This is a genomic window from Rhodobacter sp. P1_C2 (genome assembly GCF_056406375.1).
This window is the reverse complement of record NZ_JBFUAG010000011.1, coordinates 68,283-88,492: the sequence shown is the minus strand read 5'-3', so window position 1 is coordinate 88,492 and position 20,210 is coordinate 68,283. Positions and strand designations below refer to the sequence as shown.

The following is a 20,210-nucleotide window of genomic DNA, read 5'->3' as shown; positions in this document are numbered from 1 at the left end:
ATTGGCCCGGGGCCGCGCGCTTGCGCGGGGGGGAAGTCCTGCTACTCTGGTCCCGGAGCGCAGAGGGAGGGTCTCGTGCCGGAAGAGACCTTGATGGCGGGCAAGACGGTGCTTTTGTCCAGCTTTCGCAACGAAGCCCCCTTTGTTCTGGAGTTCGTCGCGCATCACAAGGTGCTGGGCTTTGACGAGATCATCATCGCCTCGAACGACTGCACCGACGGTACAGCGGAAATCCTGTCGGCGCTGGATGCGATGGGGGTGATTCGTCACCTGCCCTGCAAACCGCCGCCCAAGGTGACCGCGCAGCACCATGCCTATGCGCAGATCCGCCGCCGTTTCGGCGTGAATGCTGCTGCCTGGCTGATGATCCTCGACGCGGATGAGCTTTTGAACATCCATGTCGGGCGCGGCCGCGTGGCGGATCTGATCGCGGCGCAAGGGGGGGAGCCCGATCTGATCCTGATCAACTGGGCGATTTTCGGCGCGGGCGGGCATGAAGTCTGGGCCGACGAGCCTTCGTCCCGGCGGTTCACCCGACGGCTGCGCACCCTGAGCGGGGTGGGCCTGGTCAAGAGCCTGTTTCGCAGGCCCGGGGCATGGAAGGCCTTCAGCAACCACCATCCCTATGGCCACGAGGAAGGCCCGCCCCTAAGGGTGGCATTCGCCGGGGGGCTTTGGACGGAAGAGATGCCGGCCGCGAGCGTGGAATTCGGCACGCTGCGCAATGTCAAACCCCGGCTCGGCAGCTTCCGTCTGGCGCAGGTCAATCATTACATCACCCGCACCGTGGATTCCTTTGCGCTGCGGCGCGACAGGGGGCGCGGCGCCGCGCCCACGGGCAAGGCGAATGACCGCCACACCGAGGAGTATTTCCGCCGCATGTCCTCCGGCGATTTCGAGGATGACACGATCCTGCGCTATGACGCCGAGGTTGCGTCCCTGATGGCAGAGTACCGGAAAAACCCGCAGCTGGATGCGGCATTGCAGGCGGGATTGCGCCTTTATCAGGCCGAAATTGACCGCTATTGGCGGGAACAGCGCGGGGGCTGACCGCCTTGCCGCGAGCGATCTAGCAGACTAAGATACGGAAACCAAAGAGGATCTGACGCATGGGGAAACAAGCACTGCGGATGGAAAGCCTGCTGTCTGCCCGCGCCTTTCCGATCCGCTATCTGGTGATCCCGAAATGCGGCTGCACCTTCATCAAGAACCTGCTCTGGCGGCTGGACCATGGCGAGAATTACGCCAACCCGCCGCGCATCCATGAGAAGACCCGCGATTTTGCCCGCGCCGCCGACTTCGACCTCAGCCTCGAAGCCGTTAGGGCCGAGGATTACAGCTTTGTCATCCTGCGCGACCCGGTGGACCGCTTCCTCTCGCTTTACTCCGACAAGGTGGTTGGTGAGGGCTATCGCAAATTCGTGCCCCTGCGCAGCACCCTGCGCGACCATCACGGGCTGCATGTGGAGCCGCGGACCCCCGAGGATCACCGCCGCAACTGCCACATCCTGATCGACTGGATCGAGGAGAACCTCTCGCAGGGCAACGAGATCGGCCGCAACCCGCATTGGACGCCGCAGCATTACCGGATGGACACGATCCGCGGGTTCGACATGAAGGTGCTGATGCTCAACGGTCTGGATGCCAACCTGGCCCTGCTTCTGGGCGAGGTTGTCCCCGAAATCGGCCAGATCCTCGGCCAGTTGGAGCGTTACGCCAGCAACTCGAAAGAGTTGAAAAATCAAGTGGTTGATGAGGGCCTGCGCGACCGCATCCTGCAGGTCTACCGCAAGGACCACGAGAATTTCGCCCAGTTGCGCGCGGCCTGGTCACAGATCACACCCAGGACGGCGAAAGAGATCCCCCGCGCCTCGGCGATCTTTGTTTAGATCGCTTTTTTGGCGTAATTTCCAAAACTTGCCGTGAAGTGTCTCCGGCGAGACCGCTTCTAATTAGCGGTCTGTAAAGGCCCGCCGCTTACCCTTTCAGCCGGGTGAACTGGTGGGAGAGCGACATGTTGGGTCTGCTTTTGATGGCAGGTCTTGGCTTTGCGGCCACGGCCCTGATGGAACATATCGACGATCAGCCGAAAGACGATGCTGCGGAGGAGGGGGACCACCACGCCGACTCGGCCGACGAACATGACGCAGTGGCGCCGCACGGCTCCTTGCTGGATGAGCCGGACAGTCACGCGGAACCCCAGCAGGACGCAACGCATGAGGCAACCGGCCAGAACGAAGCGGCGGGGCACAGCGCCCCCTCTGGCCACGGCACGCGCGACGACTGGTTTGCCGGGCCCGCGCATCATGCCAGCCCGCCGCAGGGCGACTCATCCTTGACCGAGACAAACCCGGCGCCGGATCATCACGGTTCCACCCACGGCGGCGCGCATCACGGCGGCCACCATGAGGGCGGGCACAAGGCATCGCATCACACCGAACCCGCTAGACCGCATCATTCAGGGACGGAAAGCCACGCAGGCGGACACGATCGGCACGATGACCACCACAAGACCGACCACAAGGGGGACGATCACCCCGGCAAGCACGAGACCTCCGACCCCAAGACCGCCGATCAGACGACCGAACACCACACCGCTGACCACCGTGACACCGCGGCGACGGCACCCGCCTCCTCCGGCACCGCAGCGGAGGCTGCGGCCAAGGCGCCGACTGCCGCGACCACCGGCAAGGTTTTCGGCAGCGAGGCCAACGACACCCTGCACGGGTCAGACCACAGCGACCTGATGGAGGGCAATGGCGGCGACGACAAGCTGACCGGTCATGCCGGCAATGACCATCTTGTCAGCTTTGACGCGGGCCATGACACGATCAGCGGCAACCGCGGCGATGACAGCCTGCATGGCTATACCGTGCAGCACGAACCCGGCAACTTCTCTTTCGTGGTCGAGGATCATCAGGCCGACCATCTTTATGGCGGGCTGGGCAAGGACACGCTGTTCCTCGGCAGCGACGATGTCGGCAGCGGCGGCAAGGGCGCCGATGCCTTCCACGTCAGCTGGGATGTCGAACATGGCCATCCCGCCGAGATCACCGATTACGACCCGGCGCAGGACAAGCTTTACATCGACTACACAACCCACCACGCGAACGAGGGGATGACCCATATCAAGGCGGCAGAGACCACGGTGACGACCGAGCCGATGAAGGACGGCTCGGGCACCTCGATCTTCGTCAACGGCCATGCGATTGCCCATGTTCTGGGGGCGACCAACCTGCAAGCCTCTGATATCGCGCTCATTCGCGGATAGGCGTGCCCGGCCCGGCTGTTACTGGCCGATCGGCTTGATCCGGCCCTCGACCGTGGGCTTCACCGTGCCGGCCTTTTCGACATAGGCCATCACGTCGCTGGCAACCAATGCCCCGGCGCCGGTGTCATTGATCATCTTGCCACCGCCCAGAGCAGTGTAACCATCGCCACCGCCTAGGATATAATCGTTGACCGCGACCTTGTAGAGCTTGTCCGGCTCCAGCGCCGCCCCGGCGATCTTGACCTCGGTGATGCGCTTGCCGGGTTCGGCCGAAGGGTCATAGACCACGGTCATGCCCGAGATCTGCGGGAAGCGGCCGGCGCCCTTTTCCACCTGGCTCACACCATTTTCCAGCGCGGCGAGCAACTGGCTGCCGGGAATCTCGGTCAGGACGGTGACATTGCCGAAGGGCAGTTCGGTCAGGATGTCGCGCCGGGTCAGGGTGGCGCCGGCATCATAGGTGCGGTCGGCGCGGATGCCGCCGCCGTTCATGATCGCCACATCGGCCCCCGTCGCGGCCTTCATCGCATCGGCGATCAGATCGCCCATCGTCGATTCCTCGGCCCGCACCACGTTGCGCCGGCTGTCGAGCGCGGTTTCGGTCTTGCCGATCGCCACGTTCAGCTGATCGTCGAGGCCCTTCTGGTACTCATCCACCTTGGCCTGGGTTTCCGGATCAGGGGTCACGGTGGCGGTGTCGATGAAGCGGAAGGTCGGGGTCCATTTGACGGTGCGCTTGCCGTCCTTTTCCTTCACGTCGACCATCAGATCGACGGGCGACAGCTGGCGCGCATCCAGCGAGGTTTCGACATAGGCGGTGATCCCGTCGTAATAGGTCGCGTAATTGTGGTCATCGCCGGACAGGATCACGTCGAAGGCCTTGGAATGAATGAGTTTCAGGTCGTTATAGATATCGGTCTGCACCACGCCCACCACCAGATCGGCGCCATCGGCCCGGGCCTTCTTCGCCGCGGCGATGCCGGTTTCGACGGTGTCGGAGAAGACCAGATCGCCGGTATTGGCGACCTCGGGCGACGAATCCTGCGCCACCGGGATCAGCGCGATCTTCAGCCCGGCCACCTCCTTGACCATGACGCCGCCCAGACCCTCGATCGCCGAGCCGTCCTTGTTGGCAATGTTGATCGCAGCCCAGGGATATTTCGACGCCTTCATCTTCTCGGCGAAATTGGCGGGGCCGAAGTCGTATTCGTGGTTACCCGGCACGGCGAGGTCGAAGGGCACCATATTGGTCAGCTCGATCGTGTTCTGCCCCTTGTCAAAGCCCGAGAGCAGCGAGGGCGACAGCATGTCGCCGTCAAACAGATACAAAGTGTTCGGATTGGCCGCGCGTTCCGCCTTGGCCACCGCGTTCAGCCGGGCAAAGCCGCCCTGCTTGCCATCGCCGGCAAAGTTGTAGATGTCGCCGACGCCCAGCAGGGTGATCTTGACCGGCTCTGCCAGTGCCGAGGTGGCAAGCAGCGCGGAAATCGCGCCCGGGACAAGGAATTTTGAAAAGCCCATACGACATCTCCCCATAAGGTTGTGCGGGTACTTTGCGCCTGACGGGTTGAGTCTGTCAAAGGCGGCCCGCTGAAGCTGCGCCATTTCGGCGACAAGCCGATGACGGGGCTGCGGCTTTCGCCTTTGGTTGACCAAAACCCCGGCTTGAGGCATCACGCTTGGATCAGTTTCAGGAGAACGCGATGATCGGCGCCATCATCGATCAGCGGGACAAGGCCAGGCGCGCGGGCATCATCCGCGCCCGCAAGATTGCGCCAGGAGGGTTAGAATGTTGATCTATAAAGTTTTCCGCCGCAGCGAATGGGTGGCCTTCCGGGATTCTGGCGCGACCCATGGCGCGCCGGTCGATCTGAAGGACGGCTATATCCACTTCTCCACCGCCGCCCAGGTGGCCGAGACGGTCGCCAAGCATTTTGCCGGCGAAAGCGATCTGGTGCTTCTGGCGCTGGACAGCGACAACCTCGGACCCGAACTGAAATGGGAGCCGTCGCGCGGCGGGGCGCTCTTCCCGCATCTTTACCGGGCGCTGATCCTGGCGGATGTGATCTGGGACAAGAGCCTGCCCTTGGGCGCGACCGGGCATATCTTCCCCGAGGGCGTGTTTTGAAGCCGGTCGAGGCTTTGGGCCTGGCCCTGCTGCACAAGGTCGATCCGGAGGCCGCGCATGGGCTTTCTTTGTCCGCGCTGCGGATGGGTCTGGCGCCCCTGCCCGGCCCGGTAAGCGGTGCGCGTCTGGCGACCGATCTGGCCGGGATGGCGCTGTTGAACCCGGTGGGTCTGGCCGCAGGCTATGACAAGAACGCCGTGGCGCTGGCGGCGCTGAGCCGCGCCGGGTTCGGCTTTATCGAGGTCGGCGCCGCAACCCCCCTGCCCCAGCCCGGCAACCCCAAGCCGCGCCTGTTTCGCCTGACCGAGGACCGCGCCGCGATCAACCGCTTTGGCTTCAACAACGAGGGGGCCGAGGTCATCGCCGCCCGCCTCGCCGCCCGCAAGCGCGGTCCGGTGCCGGTGGGTCTGAACCTCGGCGCCAACAAGACCTCGACCGACCGGGCCGCCGATTTCGCCAAGGTTCTGGCGCTTTGCGGCCCGCATGCCGATTTTGCGACGGTCAATGTCTCCTCCCCCAACACCGAAAAGCTGCGCGATCTGCAGGGGCCGGCGGCCTTGGCGGCGCTGCTCGCCGGGGTGATGGAGGTGCGCGCCAGCCTGCCCCGCCCGATCCCGATCTTTCTGAAGATCGCGCCCGATCTGACGCCCGACGATCTGGCGGCGCTGGCCGAAGTGGCGCTGGCCTCGGGCCTCTCAGGCATCATCGCCACCAATACGACACTGTCGCGCGAGGGGCTGACATCGCCCCACAAGGGCGAGGCGGGCGGTCTGTCCGGCGCGCCTTTGTTTGAAAAATCCACCCGCATCCTCGCGCAACTGTCGCAGCTGACCGGGGGGAAGATCCCGCTGATCGGCGTTGGCGGCATTGCGACGCCGGAACAGGCCTATGCCAAGATCTGCGCCGGGGCCTCGGCGGTGCAGATCTATACCGCGATGGTCTATCAGGGCCTGTCGCTGGCCGCAGATCTGGCGCGCGGGTTGGACCGGCTTCTGGAACGCGACGGCCATGCCTCGGTTGCAGCGGCGGTGGGCAGCCGGACCGGCGACTGGCTTTAGGGGGAACCGACGCCCAGCTCCGACGTTTACCTGCGGTAAATCAAGAGGATAAAGCCATGCGCAAGATCATCACCACCTGCCTTCTGGCCGTGCTGGCGGGTCAGGCTGCGGCGCAGACCAACCCGCCGGTCTATTCCGACAACCGCTCTTCACCGGCCGATGTGGTCAGCTCGCTTTATAACGCGATCAACCGGCATGAATATCTGCGCGGGTGGAGCTATTTCCGCCCCGAATCCGCCCCCGACTACCAGGGCTTCGCGGCGGGTTACGCGGATACCGATCATGTCGAGCTTCGCCTTGGCAAGGTTGCCTCGGACGGGGCGGCAGGCTCGATCCATTCGCAGGTGCCGGTTGCCCTGCGCGCCACCGCCACCAATGGCAAGACCACGGTGTTCGAGGGCTGCTACCTCGTGACGCAAGTCCAGCCCGCTGTTCAGGAAACCCCGCCCTTCCGCCCGATCATGATCGACTCCGGCCATCTGCAGAAGTCGACCCGCAGCTTTGCCCAGGCAATGGGCAGCTGCAACTAGGCTTCAGAAGGCCTTGAAGGTCATCGTCGTCAGGGTGCGCACGATATCGGGGATGTCGAACAGCCGTTCGGAGAGATAATGGCCGACATCGGCCTCGTCGGGGATATAGACCTTGGCGATCAGGTCATATTCGCCGCTGGTCGAATAAAGCTCGCTGACGACCTCGCGGTCATAGATGGCATCGGCGACGGCATAGGTCTTGCCGGGGGTGCAACGGAACTGGACGAAGACGCAGATCATGGTGTTCTCCTGACTGCGGCCAGCCTAGCCGACCCTCTGTTCCTCTTCCAGCCCCTGCAGCGTCAGGGGCGCCGGCCGCACCACGATGTCCGCAACCCCGAGCGGCGCCTTGGGCAGGGCGAGGCGGTTCCTCACCACCCAATGCAGGCGCTTTTCGGCGCGGGTGATCGCGACATAGGCGAGGCGCTTCCACAAGGGCATGCCCGCCTCGCTGCGCCCGGCCTGAGAGGCGGCCCAGAGGTCGGGGGCGAAGACCTGCACATCCTCCCACTGGCTGCCCTGCGCCTTGTGGATCGTCACCGCCGCCCCATGCAGGAAGGCGGCGCCCATTGTGGCGGCCGAGGGGATGAAGGGCTCTTCCTCATCCGGCTTTTCGATCTTGATGATGCAGGCGGCCGAGACCTGCGGGTCTTCAGCGCCGACGACATGCAGCTTGGCGAAACCATCCTTCTTGCCCGGCCCAAGGTAGATGACCTGCGCGCCCTTGATCAGGCCGCGCGCCTCGAGGTCGATCCGCTTCTTGCGGTGTTTCAGCGGCAGTTCGATCCCGTCGCAGATCAGCGGCTCACCCGGCAAGAGCGCGTCTTCCGGCGCGCCATGGGCGTTGCGGAAGGCCTGGATCAACTTGATCCGCGTCACATTGCGCCAGACCAGCACCGGAGAACGCGCCATCAGGTCGCTGGAGACGCGTTCGGACCATTGCACCCGCTCGTCCCTTCGGGCGGCCTGCTGGACCATCTGCTCGAAATCCTCGAAGCGCAGACTGTCATCGCCAAGCGCATGGGCAAGGTCGAGGATCGGGTTGTCCTGCGCCTGACGGTGAATCCGGCTGAGCACCATCTTGCGCGTCTCGCCCAGCTTGTCGAAGACCATCTCGCCCGATTGGCCGACCGGGGCCAGCTGCGCCGGGTCGCCGAACAGGACCAGCGTCGGAAAGATCTCGCGCAGATCGTCAAGCTGGCGGGCATCCAGCATCGAGCTTTCATCGACAAAGCCCACGTCCAAGGGCTCTTCCCGCCGCTTCCAGCCCTTGATGAAGTCGCTGCCGCGCAGACCCGCTGCCGCCAGGGCGCCGGGGATGGAGGGCACCTGTTGATAGAAGGCATGGGCGCGGTCGAGCGCAAGTTCGGTCAGGCCTTCGACCTTCGGCCGCGGCGCCTGACCGGCCAGCCATTCGGCGATGAGTTCATATTGCGGGTCATAGACCGGGGTATAAAGGATGCGGTGGATCGTGGTGGCCGGCACGCCGCGCAGACGCAGGACCGAGGCCGCCTTGTTGGTCGGCGCCAGAACCGCCAGCGTCCGGCGATCCTTGCGCCGCCGCCCCTCGTAGTCGCCCGAGACGATGTCCATCCCCGCCTCGCGCAAGGCGCGGTAGAGGCTGGCCAGCAGCATGGTCTTGCCCGACCCCGCCTTGCCCAGAATGGCCAGAACCGAGCCCTTGCCCTCGGCCTGCGGGGTCAGAACCCCTTCGGCAAGGTCCACCCCCATGGCCAGAAGGTCGGCTGCGACGCGATCATAGGCCTCGGCCTGATCGTCAGAGAAGGTGAGAGCGGGAACCTGCGACATGCACCAACCTTAGGCCAGTGCGCCGTCCTGTGCCATAGCTCTGGTGTGGAAGACCCGGATTACCTGCTAATGGGTAGATCCGCTGCGGCGCGGGGGCACCTTCGGTGGCGCACCTTTCTGCGCTGCCACCTCCTCTTCCGCAACTTTCATCGCCTCATCGGCCTTGGCGGCAAGTCCGTGCATGCCATTCGCCTGGGCGAAAGACCTCAGATCCGACAACACATCAAAAATCCAATCGTAACTCATCGACGCTCCGAGGAAAGATGGCATTCAAAACAAATGCCATCTTCATGCTATCCTCCCGCGCCGACCGCAATAACCCATTGATCGCGCAACAGATTGTTCTTGGTTTGTATACGTCTACGGGGCCCGGCTGGCCTCCAGCGTATCCTCGAACGTCCGCAGGCCGGTACGGGGGGCCTGCACCAACACGGCCATGTTACCCGGTTTGTGGACGTTTTTAAGCATCTTCATATGGGCGGCGGGGATTTCCGCCCAGCTGAACACTTCCGACAGGCAAGGGTCAAGCCTGCGCTCGATCATCAGCTGGTTTGCGGCGCTGGCCTGCTTGAGATTGGCGAAGTGGCTGCCCTGCACGCGCTTCTGGTGCATCCAGAGATAGCGGGCGTCCAGCGTCAGGTTATAGCCGGTCGTGCCTGCGCAGATCACCACCATGCCGCCGCGCTTGACCACGAAGACCGAGACGGGGAAGGTCGCCTCGCCCGGGTGTTCGAAGACCAGGTCGACGTTGTTGCCCTTGCCGGTGATGTCCCAGATCGCCTTGCCGAATTTGCGGACCTCGTTGAACCACTCCTTGTATTCCGGCGTGTTCACCTTGGGCATCTGGCCCCAGCATTTGAAGTCCTTGCGGTTGATGACGCCCTTGGCGCCCAACCCCATCACAAAGTCGCGCTTGTCCTCTTCCGAGATCACGCCGATCGCATTGCCGCCCGCCGTGTTGATCAGCTGCACCGCGTAAGAGCCAAGCCCCCCGGAGGCGCCCCAGACCAGCACATTCTGCCCGGGCCGCAGCTCATGCGGCTTGTGGCCGAAGAGCATCCGGTAGGCGGTGGCGAGGGTCAGGGTGTAGCAGGCGCTTTCCTCCCAGGTCTGGTGGGCCGGGCGGCGCATCAGCTGTTGCGCCTGCACCCGGGTGAACTGCGCGAAGGAACCGTCGGGGGTTTCATAGCCCCAGATCCGCTGGCTGGGCGAGAACATCGGGTCGCCGCCGTTGCATTCCTCGTCGTCGCCGTCGTCCTGGTTGCAGTGGATCACCACCTCGTCGCCGACCTTCCAGCGTTTGACCTTCTCGCCCACCTTCCAGACGATGCCGGCGGCATCCGACCCTGCGATGTGGAAGGGCGCGTTATGGCCGTCAAAGGGGCTGATCGGGGTGCCGAGCGCCGCCCAGACGCCGTTGTAGTTCACGCCCGCCGCCATCACCATCACCAGCACCTCATGCGCATCGATGGTGGGGGTATCGACGACCTCGACCAGCATGGCCTTGTCCGGTTCGCCATGCCGCTCGCGACGGATCGCCCAGGCGTACATCTGCGCCGGCACATGGCCCAGGGGCGGCAACTCGCCCAGAGCATAAAGGTCTTTCACCGGCGCGTCATAGGCCAGCGGGTTTTGCGTATCGAGTGCCATCGGGGCCTCCCAGAGACATGCCGCACCGCAGAATCACGGGGCGGGACGTCTCTGGGATATAAAGTTGCGCGCAAGATTGCAATACATATGCGCACACTTTTGTAATTTTATGTCTGCCGCGTTGCGGCGACCCTTAGAAGGTCACCCTCTCGGTCGTGCAGACGTCCACATCGGTCTGGACGACCGACTGACCGTTCGAGAAGACCGCCTTGAAATCGAAGGTGCAGTAGCCCGAACCGTCATCGAAATTGATTCGGACCGAGCTGCCGGGGGGCAGGACATCCGTCCCGAGGATATCTTCCTCCCAGGTGTCCGCGCCAGCGTTGGAGCCGTAGAAACGGGTGATCGGCAGATTGGTGTTGTTGACAATGATCACATGGCGATCTGCGGATGACGTGGAGCTTTCCTCAACGCAAGCCGTCAGGGTCAGGGCGCTCAGCCCGCAAAGCAAAGCAGTAACAAGTTTCATACCAAGAGTTCCTCCTTCTCTTCCCGGCACAATGCCGGTGGCGCGACGCTAGAAGGCGGCCTTCAGCTAATCAACTCTTCTCACGGCGGCGTGAGCGGAAAGATCCAGCCTTTGCTGGATGCTGGCGGCATAGAAGGCGAGCAAGGGGCCCTGCCCTTCAAGCGGGGACAGGTCTTTCGTGAGCAGACCCCGCGCAATGAGGGCCTGCAGACCTTCCTCGACGGTGGCCGTCACGCCTTGCGGGGCCAGTCGAAGTTCGGCGCCGTCCTGCGTCAGCCGGGCGATCAGCGCCGCGGTCCGCGCCTCGACCCCGGCGCGCCCGCCCGCACCACCCTGCAAGGCGGCGGCGACAAGCGGCACCGGAACCACCGGCACAGTCTGCGCAATCGCCGCCATCAGCCGCGAACCCAAAGCCTCGATCGAATGGTCCTGCCCCTCGGTGAGGTAGGCTTTGAGCGAGATCGGCTCCCCGAAGGCCGCCGCCGCCGTGCCAAAGCCGCGGAACCGGCCGAAGGCAAGCCGCAGCAGGGCGAGGCTGCCGAAACCCAATGCCTTGAACGGGTTGAGGCGGAATTTTCGGGTGCCGGAGGCGGCGGCCTCGATCAGGATGCTGTCTTCCAGCACCCGGTCATAGGCGAGGCCAACCGGCACAAAGACCACATCCCGCCCCTTGGGATCAAAGCCCGCCAGAATATACGACAACAGACCCAGCTTGGCCGGACCCACCCTGCCATCTAGGCTGAGCCCGCCTTCAGGAAAGATCGCCTGGCTGATCCCCTCGTCCGTCGTCATCTGCACATAGCGCGCCAGCACCCGGCGGTAGAGCGTGTTGCGCGAGCCGCGGCGGATGAAATAGGCCCCCATCGCCCGGATGAAGTAGGAAAACGGCCAGATCCGCGCCCATTCCCCCACCGCATAAGAGATCGAGGCCTGACCCGAAACCAGCCAGGTCACCAGCACATAATCCATGTTCGAGCGGTGATTCATCACGAAAACCACCGTGGCCCTGGGGTCGACCTGCCGCAGCATCCCCTCGATCTTGCCAAAGCGCACCCGGTAGAGCTTGCGCGTCAGCGCCTTGGCCAGCCGGATCGCCACGCCGAAGTAAAGCGTGGTGGAAAAGCCCGGAACGATCTCGCTCGCATAGGCGCGGGCCTCCTGAAAGGCGACCGAGGGCGGGATTCCCGCCTCGGCCGCATGTTCGGTGACCGCCGCCAGCACCTGCGGGTCATAGACCAGCCGGGCGATCCGGTCTTGCCGTTCGGCCAGTTTGAACATGTCGATCGGCCGGTCGAGCTTCTCGTTCAACCGGGCGAGCCAGCGTTCCATCCGGCGGCGAAAGAACCAACGCACGGAAGGGAAAAGGAAATTCGAGGCGAAAGAGGTCGCGGCAAAAGCAAGGATCAGGATCAGGAGCCAGAGCGGCACGGGAATATTCTGCGTCATGCCGCGACCATGCCACGGTGTCACAGCCCGCGCAAATTCCACCTTCGCCGCGATGCGGCGAATTGACACTTGCGAAAACTTGCTGATATGCCGCACCTTGCGCAAGAAAGTTGCGATGCCGATTCATGAGGGCCAAAGATGCAGACGCAGAAAGACCAACCCTGGCTGTTTCGCACCTACGCGGGCCATTCGACCGCTGCGGCCTCCAACGCGCTTTATCGCGGCAACCTTGCCAAAGGGCAGACCGGGCTTTCGGTCGCCTTCGATCTGCCGACCCAGACCGGCTATGACAGCGACCACATCTTGGCGCGGGGCGAGGTCGGCAAGGTCGGCGTGCCGGTGGCGCATCTGGGCGACATGCGGGCGCTGTTTGCCGATATCCCGCTGGGCCAGATGAACACCTCGATGACGATCAACGCCACCGCCCCCTGGCTGCTGGCGCTTTACGTCGCCGTGGCCGAGGAGCAGGGCGCCGATATTTCCACCCTGCAGGGCACGGTGCAGAACGATATCATCAAGGAATATCTCTCGCGCGGGACCTATATCTGCCCGCCGGCGCCCTCGCTGCGGATGATCACCGATGTCGCCGCCTATACCGCCAAGGCCCTGCCGAAGTGGAACCCGATGAACGTCTGCTCCTACCACTTGCAAGAGGCGGGGGCGACGCCGGAACAGGAACTGGCCTATGCTTTGGCCACCGCCATTGCCGTGCTGGACGATCTGCGCGCCAAGGTTGCGGCGAAAGACTTCCCCGCCATGGTCGGCCGCATCTCGTTCTTCGTGAACGCCGGCATCCGGTTCGTCACCGAAATCTGCAAGATGCGCGCCTTTGTCGAGATGTGGGATGACCTCTGCCAGACCCGTTATGGCATCACCGAAGAACGCCACCGCCGCTTTCGCTATGGCGTGCAGGTCAATTCGCTGGGCCTGACCGAACAGCAGCCGGAAAACAACGTCGCCCGCATCCTGATCGAGATGCTGGCCGTGACCCTGTCGAAAAACGCCCGCGCCCGCGCCGTGCAGCTGCCCGCCTGGAACGAGGCCCTGGGCCTGCCGCGGCCCTGGGATCAGCAATGGTCGCTCCGGATGCAGCAGATCCTGGCTTACGAGACCGACCTCCTGGAATATGCCGACATTTTCGACGGCAACCCGGCGATTGCGGCCAAGGTCGAGGCGCTGAAGGCCGCGGCGCTGGAAGAACTGGCGACGATCGAGGCGATGGGCGGCGCGGTTGCCGCCATCCCCCATATGAAATCCCGTCTGGTCGAGGCCAATTCCGAACGTCTGGGCCGGATCGAACGTGGCGAACAGGTCGTGGTCGGCGTCAACCGCTGGCGAGAGGCCGAGCCTTCGCCGCTGACCTCCGGCATCTCGGCCATCTTGGAATGTGACCCCGAGGCCGAGGCCGACCAGATCGCCCGCCTGCATGCCTGGCGCGCCGAACGCGATGGGGTGGCGGTCAACCTCGCCCTCTTGCACCTGCGCGAGGCCGCGCTCAGCGGTGAAAACATCATGCCCGCCTCGATCGCCGCCGCCAAGGCGGGTGTGACCACCGGCGAATGGGGGGCGGCCATCCGCGCGGCCTTTGGCGAATACCGGGCACCCACCGGCGTGTCGAAATCGCCCTCCAACCGCACCGAAGGGCTGGAGCCGATCCGCGAGGCGGTCGATGCCGCCTCCACCCGGCTTGGGCGGCGGCTGAAGCTGCTGATCGGCAAGCCCGGCCTCGACGGCCATTCCAACGGCGCCGAACAGATCACCGCCCGCGCCCGCGACTGCGGCATGGCGATCCACTACGACGGCATCCGCCACACCCCCGCCGATATCGTGGCCCAGGCGCTGGAGGAAAACCCCCATGTCATCGGCCTGTCGATCCTGTCCGGCAGCCATATGCCCCTGGTCGAGGATGTGCTGAAGGGCCTGCGCGACGCGGGTCTCTCGATCCCCCTCATCATCGGCGGCATCATCCCCGATGCCGATGCCGAGGCCCTGCGCAAACTTGGGGTGGCCGCGATCTACACGCCCAAGGATTTCGACCTCAACCGGATCATGAAGGATATCGTGGGCCTCGCCGAAGCCGCCTGAGTTTGCGCCATATCAAAGCCTTGCCGTGAAATCCGGCGCATTGTGCCGCCCAAGTCAACGGAGGCCACAATGTTCGAACGGATCAAGACGCTGATGCAGCGCTGGCACGATATCAAGGAAATCAACGCGTTGAGCGACAGGGATCTTGCCGATCTCGGCATGTCGCGCGGCCAGGTCGAGGCTTTCGCCCGCATGCCGCGCGATATTTCCGACCGCGTCGCCCATATGGCCGCGGTCTTCGGCCTCTCGAATGCCGAACTTCACATGAACCACGAGGCCTATCTCGGCCTGCTCTCCACCTGCGGCACCTGCCGGGACCGCGCCCAGTGTTCGCATGTTCTGGCGCGCGGCGCGCTGGCGACCCCGGCAGAGGCCGGCTTCTGCCTGAACGCCGAAAGCTTTGCGGCACAGGCAGCGCATCCCGCAGCCTGAGGCCTCTGGCCATCGCCGATCCCGCTGGCTAGGTTGCGCCAAACAGGAGCGCGACATGACCTTCCACATCGGTGCCAAGCCCGGCGAGATCGCCGAAACCGTCCTTCTGCCGGGCGATCCCTACCGCGCCCGCTGGGCGGCCGAGACCTATCTGGAAAACCCCGTCCTGGTGAACGAGGTGCGGGGCATGCTGGGCTATACCGGGCTCTGGAAGGGGCACCGGGTCACCATCCACGGCTCGGGCATGGGGATGCCCTCGCTGTCGATCTATGCCAATGAGCTGATCAGGGATTACGGTTGCCGAACGCTCATTCGCATTGGCAGCGCTGGGGCGATGCAGCATCACGTCAAGGTGCGCGACGTGGTGCTGGCGCAGACCGCCTCGACCATCGGTTCCCCCTCGCGCAGCATTTTCAAGGAGGTGAACTTCGCCCCCTGCGCCGATTTCGGCCTTCTCTCCGCCGCCCACAGGGCCGCGCAGAAGATCGGCGTGCCGGTCCATGTCGGCGGGATCTATTCCTCCGACACGTTCTATGACGAAAGGCCCGACCTCTCCGAACAGCTGCAACGCCACGGCACCCTTTGCGTCGAGATGGAGGCCGCCGAGCTTTACCACCTCGCCGCCCGCTACCAGCGCCGCGCTCTGGCGATCCTCACCATCTCGGACCACATCCTGACCCACGAGGCCCTGCCCGCCGACCAGCGTGAACGTTCTTTCGGCGCCATGGTGGAAGTGGCACTCGAGGCCGCTTTCGCCTGACGAAAGCCCCTTGACCCAACCGATTCGCGGGCGTTTAGTGCCCTCCCCTTTCTGGAGAAGCCTATGAAGACCCGCAAACTCGGCAGCGCTCAGGTGTCTGCCATCGGCCTCGGCGCCATGTCCTTTGGCGGCATTTTCGGTGCAACCGACGAGGCGGAAAGCCTCGCCTGTCTGGATGCCATGCTTGAAGAAGGCATGAATTTCATAGACACGGCAAACATTTACGGGATGGGAATCTCCGAGACGGTGATCGGCACCTGGCTGGCATCGCGCAAGCCCCAGGTCACGATCGCGACCAAGGCCAGCATCATGAACACGACGCCGCGTCGGGTGAACAACGCCGAAGACCATCTGCGCGCCGAGCTGGAGATGTCGCTGCGCCGGCTGGGTCGCGACCATGTGGAGCTGTTCTACATCCACCGGCGCGAACACGCCCGCCCGCTGGAAGAGGTGGTCGGAACACTGTCCCGCCTGATGGAAGAGGGCAAGATCGGCGGATATGGCATGTCCGAAGTGGCGCCCGACACCCTGCGCCGCGCCCATGCCATTCACCCCTGCACCGCGATACAGAACGAATATTCGCTTTGGACGCGTCAGCCGGAACTGGGTCTGATACAGGCCTGCAAGACGCTCGGTGTGGCCTTCATCCCCTTCTCGCCCCTCGCCCGCGGCATGATGGGCGATCAGCCCCTCGCAGCGCCGACCGATGGTTTCCGCATTTCGAACCCGCGCTTCATGGAGCCGAACTTTACTGCCAACACCCTGAAAATCAACGCGTTCCGGGAGTTTTGTTCCGCACGGGGCTGGTCCACCCCTGCCACGGCGCTCGCCTGGGTCCTGTCGCGTGGCGATCACCTGATCCCGATCCCAGGCACCCGGTCGGCAGGTCACCTGCGCCAGTTCGCCCAAGGCGCCGTCCTCACCTTGTCGGCAGAGGATCTTGCGGAAATCGACCGCATCCTGCCACCCGGCTTCGCCTATGGCGACCGGTATGGCGACCATCAGACCCAAGCCATCGAGCGTTATTGCTGAGCGATTTCAGCCAGATCGGACCAGATCCGGTCTGGCCACCCTGGCAATGCCACCACGATGCCGGGCGCGTCCAGGTGCAGATCCTCATCCGTGATGATCAGATCATGTACCGCGACCGCGCGCCCGGCAATCCATCCTTCTTGCAGCGCCAGAACGATGCAAGGTCCGGCGATGTCGCCCCCCTGCACCACCTGCACCACCGGCAAAGGCAGGGCGCGCGCCGTCATGACGTTGAAATCTTCGGATCGTTCGTTAACCTTTTCTGCCCGGATCGCGACATCCCCGGCAAAGGCCACCGGAGTGAGCGGCGTTGCATGCAGAAGCAGTCCGTCTCCCGAAAGATCAAAGCCCGGCCCGGACAGAACCGTCAGATTGCGTTCGATATCGGGGAAAAGCGAAAAGTCGCCCTCCTCGATCACGGCGGCCCGCGACAGGCGCAGCATCACCTTGCCCTCCCGGTCGATCCGCAGCATTTCGACGGTCGTTCCCTTGCCATTGGCCCAGGGCATCTCTTTGAAATTGCTTTCATTCAGATGGCGGATCATTCGGCGGCCCTCGGCGGGATGACAGGCACGGCAATCTCCTCAAAGTCAAAATTATCCAACCGCCGCGCCCGCTTGCCGGCTTTGTCAGCGCTGATCCGGATCTCCTCGATATCCTTGGAGGCCTGGCCGAAGTGCCGGTCAAGGTTGCCGACGCGGTCCGAAAGCCGTTCGATATCCTTGTAAAGCTCACCCAACTCGCGCCGGATCGCGCCGGCCTGTTCCTTCATCCGGGCATCCTTCAGGATAGCCCGCATCGTGTTCAGCGTCGCCATGCAGGTGGTGGGCGAGACGATCCAGACGCGGGCCGCAAAGCCTTCCCGAACGATCTCGGGTAAATTCGCGTGGAGCTCGGCATAGACCGCCTCAGAGGGCAGAAACATGATCGCGCCATCAGCGGTTTCCCCCTCGATAATGTATTTGTCCGAGATGGCGCGGATATGGTTTCGCACCGCCGCCTTGAGGAGCATCGTCGCCTCCTGCACCTGCCGCGGATTTTCGGCACGGCGCAGCGCCTCATAGGCCTCAAGCGGGAATTTGGCGTCGATCGCCAGCGGTCCGGGCGGGTTGGGCAGATGGATCAGGCAATCGGCCCGCCTGCCGTTCGACAACGTGGCCTGCATCGTATAGGCATCGGCGGGCAGCGCCTTGGCCACGATGTCATGCAGCTGAATCTCGCCATAGGCCCCACGGGCCTGTTTATTGGCCAGAATATCCTGCAAGCTCAGGACATTACCCGAAAGCTTCTCGATATTCGCCTGCGCCTTGTCGATGGTTTCCAGCCTCTGGTGCAGATCGCCCAAGCTGCGCGCTGTCCGGATCGAATTGCCCTGCAAGGACTCTCCCATCGCCCTTTGCACTTCGGAGAGGCGGTTTTCCATCATCTGGATCATCGCGCTTTGCGACAGGCTTTGCGCTTCGGAGACATGGTGCAACCCGCCCGCCAGACGTTCCTGCCCCTCGGACAGGCCCTGGACGCGCTGCGAGAGCCAGGACATTTCCTGCATCAGCAAGGGCGAGACGCGGCCTGAGGCTCGCAAGACCAGAAGGAGGATGAAAAGGATTAACAGCAGCCCGCCAAAGGGCAGCAATATCTCTGGCGCGTTCCAGGGATAGCTTTGGCCGAAGAGGGTGATCATCGCCTGCCGAACAATCGTTCGATATCGGACAGTTTCAGCTCCACATAGGTCGGGCGACCGTGGTTGCACTGGCCGGAAAGCGGTGTCGCCTCCATCTCGCGCAGCAGCGCATTCATCTCTTCCGCCCGCATCTGGCGACCCGAGCGAATCGAGCCGTGGCAGGCCATTCGACTGAGGATCGCATCCAGCCGGGCGCGCAGGGTGGGCGCGTCGCCCTGATCGGCCAGTTCGTCCAGCACATCGCGCAACAGCGCCTTGGCCGAGACATTGCCGAGGATCGCAGGCGTCTCGCGCACCGCAACCGCCGTGCCGCCGAAGGGTTCGACTGTCAGCCCCAGCACGGCCAGATCGGCAGAAGCCTCCAGCAGGCGGGCGGCGTCGCTGGCGGAAAGCTCAACGATTTCAGGGATCAGCAGGGATTGCGCCTTGATGCCCGTCTCATCCATCTGGCGTTTCAGACGCTCATAGACCAGCCGTTCATGGGCTGCGTGCTGGTCCACGATGACCATGCCGGTGGCAGTCTGGGCAATGATGTAATTCTCGTGCACCTGCGCCCGTGCGGCGCCGAGGGGGAAGCTTTCGGCCGCCACAACGGGTTCGCTCACCATCTCGACACGCGCCACCGGGGCCTCGGCGAAACCGCCCATCGGCTCCGGCGCCTGAAAGGCGAAGGCGCGGGACAGGCTTTGGCCGGAGGGGCGGTCCATCTGGTAGATGCGCGGTTCCGGGCGCAGAGCGGCCAGCGTCGCATCGGCCACGGTGGAGGAGGCGCGGTGGCCCGCGCCGCTGATCGCTGTGCGCAACCCGGTGATGATCAGGCTGCGGGCGGCCTCGGGCTCACGGAAGCGGACCTCGGATTTGGCGGGGTGAACGTTAACGTCGACGCGTTCGGGATCGCATATCAGGTTCAGCACTGCAGCCGGATGGCGGTCGCGCGACAGCACATCCATATAGGCCACCCGCAGGGCGCCAAGCAGCATCCGGTCCAGCACTGGTCGGCCATTGACGAAAACGAACTGCTGCACCGAGGAGCCGCGCGAATAGGTCGGCAGAGCGGCATAGCCGGAAAGGGTCAGGCCCTCGCGCTCCACCTCGATCCGGAGGGCATTGGCGGTGAAATCGGCGCCGAGCAGCCGGGTCAGGCGACGTTGCAGCGCATCGAAGAAATCGCCGTTTTCCGGGTCAAGCCGCAGGATGGTGCGGGGCGGCTCGCCTTCGATCACCTCGGTCAGGGTGAAGCCGACATGGGGTTCGGCCATGGCGAGACGGCGCAGCACGTCGGCAATCGCCGAAGCCTCTGCGCGGTCGCTGCGCAGGAATTTCAGACGGGCGGGCGTGGCATAGAACAGATCACGCAGCTCGACCACCGTGCCTTTGGCGGCCCCCGAGGGGCGCACCGCGCCGATGCGGCCGCCGGTGACGGCCAGGCTGGCCCCCTCGCCGCCCTGAACCCGCGAGGTCAGGGTCAGGCGGCCAACCGAACCAAGGCTCGCCAAAGCCTCGCCGCGAAAGCCGAAGGAGTGGATGTTCAGAAGGTCCGAGCCGTCGATCTTCGAGGTCGCATGACGCGCCACGGCCATCGGCAGGTCATCGGGCGCCATGCCGCAGCCGTCATCGGTGACGCGGATCAGCAGCTTGCCGCCGGCACTATAGTCCACCGCGATCCGCCGCGCCCCGGCGTCCAGCGCGTTTTCGACCAGTTCCTTGACGGCAGAGGCCGGGCGTTCGACGACCTCGCCCGCGGCGATCCGGTTGATCGCGGCCTCGTCCAGCAGACGGATGACGGGATGGAATTCGGTTCCATCCAACGTTATATGGGGGGCGGGGCTGTTCATGCCACCAAGTCTAGCAGGTCACCC

At 64.2% G+C, this 20,210-nt stretch carries 19 protein-coding genes; 10 read left to right on the top strand and 9 right to left on the bottom strand.

Features of this window, described 5'->3' with window-relative positions; genetic code table 11:
• Positions 1 to 75: 75 nt before the first annotated feature.
• The 3 genes from AC1DZT_RS18490 to AC1DZT_RS18480 all read left to right on the top strand — a co-directional run bounded on the left by AC1DZT_RS18490 (position 76) and on the right by AC1DZT_RS18480 (position 3,271).
• Positions 76 to 1,050: a glycosyltransferase family 2 protein gene (locus AC1DZT_RS18490; protein ID WP_478008124.1), complete on the top strand. Its 975-nt coding sequence runs from the start codon at positions 76 to 78 to the stop codon at positions 1,048 to 1,050.
• A gap of 59 nt (positions 1,051 to 1,109) precedes the next feature.
• The gene (locus tag AC1DZT_RS18485) at positions 1,110 to 1,889 is read left to right on the top strand and encodes a sulfotransferase family 2 domain-containing protein (RefSeq protein ID WP_478008123.1); all 780 of its coding nucleotides are present in this window, start codon (positions 1,110 to 1,112) and stop codon (positions 1,887 to 1,889) included.
• A gap of 125 nt (positions 1,890 to 2,014) precedes the next feature.
• Positions 2,015 to 3,271 (top strand): calcium-binding protein, encoded by a 1,257-nt coding sequence (locus AC1DZT_RS18480; RefSeq protein ID WP_478008122.1) that lies wholly within the window; start codon positions 2,015 to 2,017, stop codon positions 3,269 to 3,271.
• A gap of 18 nt (positions 3,272 to 3,289) precedes the next feature.
• On the opposite strand, the gene AC1DZT_RS18475 is transcribed toward AC1DZT_RS18480, so the two are convergent.
• The gene (locus tag AC1DZT_RS18475; protein ID WP_478008121.1) at positions 3,290 to 4,792 is read right to left on the bottom strand and encodes a bifunctional metallophosphatase/5'-nucleotidase; all 1,503 of its coding nucleotides are present in this window, start codon (positions 4,790 to 4,792) and stop codon (positions 3,290 to 3,292) included.
• 268 nt (positions 4,793 to 5,060) lie between these two features.
• On the opposite strand from AC1DZT_RS18475, the gene AC1DZT_RS18470 reads away from it, so the two are divergent.
• Genes AC1DZT_RS18470 through AC1DZT_RS18460 form a run of 3 tightly spaced genes read left to right on the top strand, consistent with a single transcriptional unit; the run spans position 5,061 to position 6,987 of the window.
• Positions 5,061 to 5,399, top strand: a complete 339-nt coding sequence (locus AC1DZT_RS18470) for a DUF952 domain-containing protein (RefSeq protein ID WP_478008120.1) — start codon at positions 5,061 to 5,063, stop codon at positions 5,397 to 5,399.
• Positions 5,396 to 6,457: a quinone-dependent dihydroorotate dehydrogenase gene (locus AC1DZT_RS18465; RefSeq protein ID WP_478008119.1), complete on the top strand. Its 1,062-nt coding sequence runs from the start codon at positions 5,396 to 5,398 to the stop codon at positions 6,455 to 6,457. Before AC1DZT_RS18470 ends, AC1DZT_RS18465 begins: the two co-directional genes overlap by 4 nt.
• A 56-nt stretch (positions 6,458 to 6,513) precedes the next feature.
• Positions 6,514 to 6,987 carry a hypothetical protein gene (locus AC1DZT_RS18460; RefSeq protein WP_478008118.1) on the top strand — a complete coding sequence of 158 codons (474 nt, stop codon included), beginning with the start codon at positions 6,514 to 6,516 and terminating at the stop codon, positions 6,985 to 6,987.
• Between the two features lie 3 nt (positions 6,988 to 6,990).
• On the opposite strand, the gene AC1DZT_RS18455 is transcribed toward AC1DZT_RS18460, so the two are convergent.
• The 5 genes from AC1DZT_RS18455 to AC1DZT_RS18435 all read right to left on the bottom strand — a co-directional run bounded on the left by AC1DZT_RS18455 (position 6,991) and on the right by AC1DZT_RS18435 (position 12,361).
• Entirely contained in the window at positions 6,991 to 7,227 is a 237-nt protein-coding gene (locus tag AC1DZT_RS18455) for an Lrp/AsnC family transcriptional regulator (protein ID WP_478008117.1), read from the bottom strand.
• Positions 7,228 to 7,251: 24 nt separating this feature from the next.
• Positions 7,252 to 8,796 (bottom strand): ATP-dependent DNA helicase, encoded by a 1,545-nt coding sequence (locus AC1DZT_RS18450; RefSeq protein ID WP_478008116.1) that lies wholly within the window; start codon positions 8,794 to 8,796, stop codon positions 7,252 to 7,254.
• 360 nt (positions 8,797 to 9,156) lie between these two features.
• The gene (gene ccrA, locus AC1DZT_RS18445; protein ID WP_478008115.1) at positions 9,157 to 10,446 is read right to left on the bottom strand and encodes a crotonyl-CoA carboxylase/reductase; all 1,290 of its coding nucleotides are present in this window, start codon (positions 10,444 to 10,446) and stop codon (positions 9,157 to 9,159) included.
• A gap of 133 nt (positions 10,447 to 10,579) precedes the next feature.
• A complete protein-coding gene (locus AC1DZT_RS18440) occupies positions 10,580 to 10,915 on the bottom strand; it encodes a hypothetical protein (RefSeq protein ID WP_478008114.1) in 336 nt (111 codons plus the stop codon).
• 66 nt (positions 10,916 to 10,981) lie between these two features.
• Positions 10,982 to 12,361, bottom strand: a complete 1,380-nt coding sequence (locus tag AC1DZT_RS18435; RefSeq protein ID WP_478008113.1) for a 1-acyl-sn-glycerol-3-phosphate acyltransferase — start codon at positions 12,359 to 12,361, stop codon at positions 10,982 to 10,984.
• A gap of 138 nt (positions 12,362 to 12,499) precedes the next feature.
• Here AC1DZT_RS18435 and AC1DZT_RS18430 point away from each other — a divergent pair, with 138 nt between their 5' ends.
• The 4 genes from AC1DZT_RS18430 (at position 12,500) to AC1DZT_RS18415 (ending at position 16,670) form a co-directional block, all read left to right on the top strand.
• Complete coding sequence (locus AC1DZT_RS18430; RefSeq protein WP_478008112.1) at positions 12,500 to 14,446, top strand: methylmalonyl-CoA mutase family protein; 1,947 nt, start codon at positions 12,500 to 12,502, stop codon at positions 14,444 to 14,446.
• 69 nt (positions 14,447 to 14,515) lie between these two features.
• Positions 14,516 to 14,878, top strand: a complete 363-nt coding sequence (locus tag AC1DZT_RS18425; RefSeq protein ID WP_478008111.1) for a DUF1127 domain-containing protein — start codon at positions 14,516 to 14,518, stop codon at positions 14,876 to 14,878.
• A 55-nt stretch (positions 14,879 to 14,933) separates the two neighbouring features.
• Complete coding sequence (gene deoD / locus AC1DZT_RS18420) at positions 14,934 to 15,638, top strand: purine-nucleoside phosphorylase (RefSeq protein ID WP_478008110.1); 705 nt, start codon at positions 14,934 to 14,936, stop codon at positions 15,636 to 15,638.
• 63 nt (positions 15,639 to 15,701) lie between these two features.
• A complete protein-coding gene (locus AC1DZT_RS18415) occupies positions 15,702 to 16,670 on the top strand; it encodes an aldo/keto reductase (RefSeq protein WP_478008109.1) in 969 nt (322 codons plus the stop codon).
• On the opposite strand, the gene AC1DZT_RS18410 is transcribed toward AC1DZT_RS18415, so the two are convergent.
• The 3 genes from AC1DZT_RS18410 to mutL are packed head-to-tail and all read right to left on the bottom strand — an operon-like array spanning position 16,661 to position 20,186.
• Entirely contained in the window at positions 16,661 to 17,215 is a 555-nt protein-coding gene (locus AC1DZT_RS18410; RefSeq protein ID WP_478008108.1) for a HutD/Ves family protein, read from the bottom strand. The genes AC1DZT_RS18415 and AC1DZT_RS18410 overlap by 10 nt on opposite strands.
• Positions 17,212 to 18,351, bottom strand: coding sequence for a DNA recombination protein RmuC (locus AC1DZT_RS18405; protein ID WP_478008107.1), 1,140 nt, complete (start codon positions 18,349 to 18,351; stop codon positions 17,212 to 17,214). Before AC1DZT_RS18405 ends, AC1DZT_RS18410 begins: the two co-directional genes overlap by 4 nt.
• Positions 18,348 to 20,186 (bottom strand): DNA mismatch repair endonuclease MutL, encoded by a 1,839-nt coding sequence (gene mutL / locus AC1DZT_RS18400; RefSeq protein ID WP_478008106.1) that lies wholly within the window; start codon positions 20,184 to 20,186, stop codon positions 18,348 to 18,350. The genes AC1DZT_RS18405 and mutL overlap by 4 nt, the downstream gene beginning before the upstream one ends.
• Between the last annotated feature and the right edge of the window lie 24 nt (positions 20,187 to 20,210).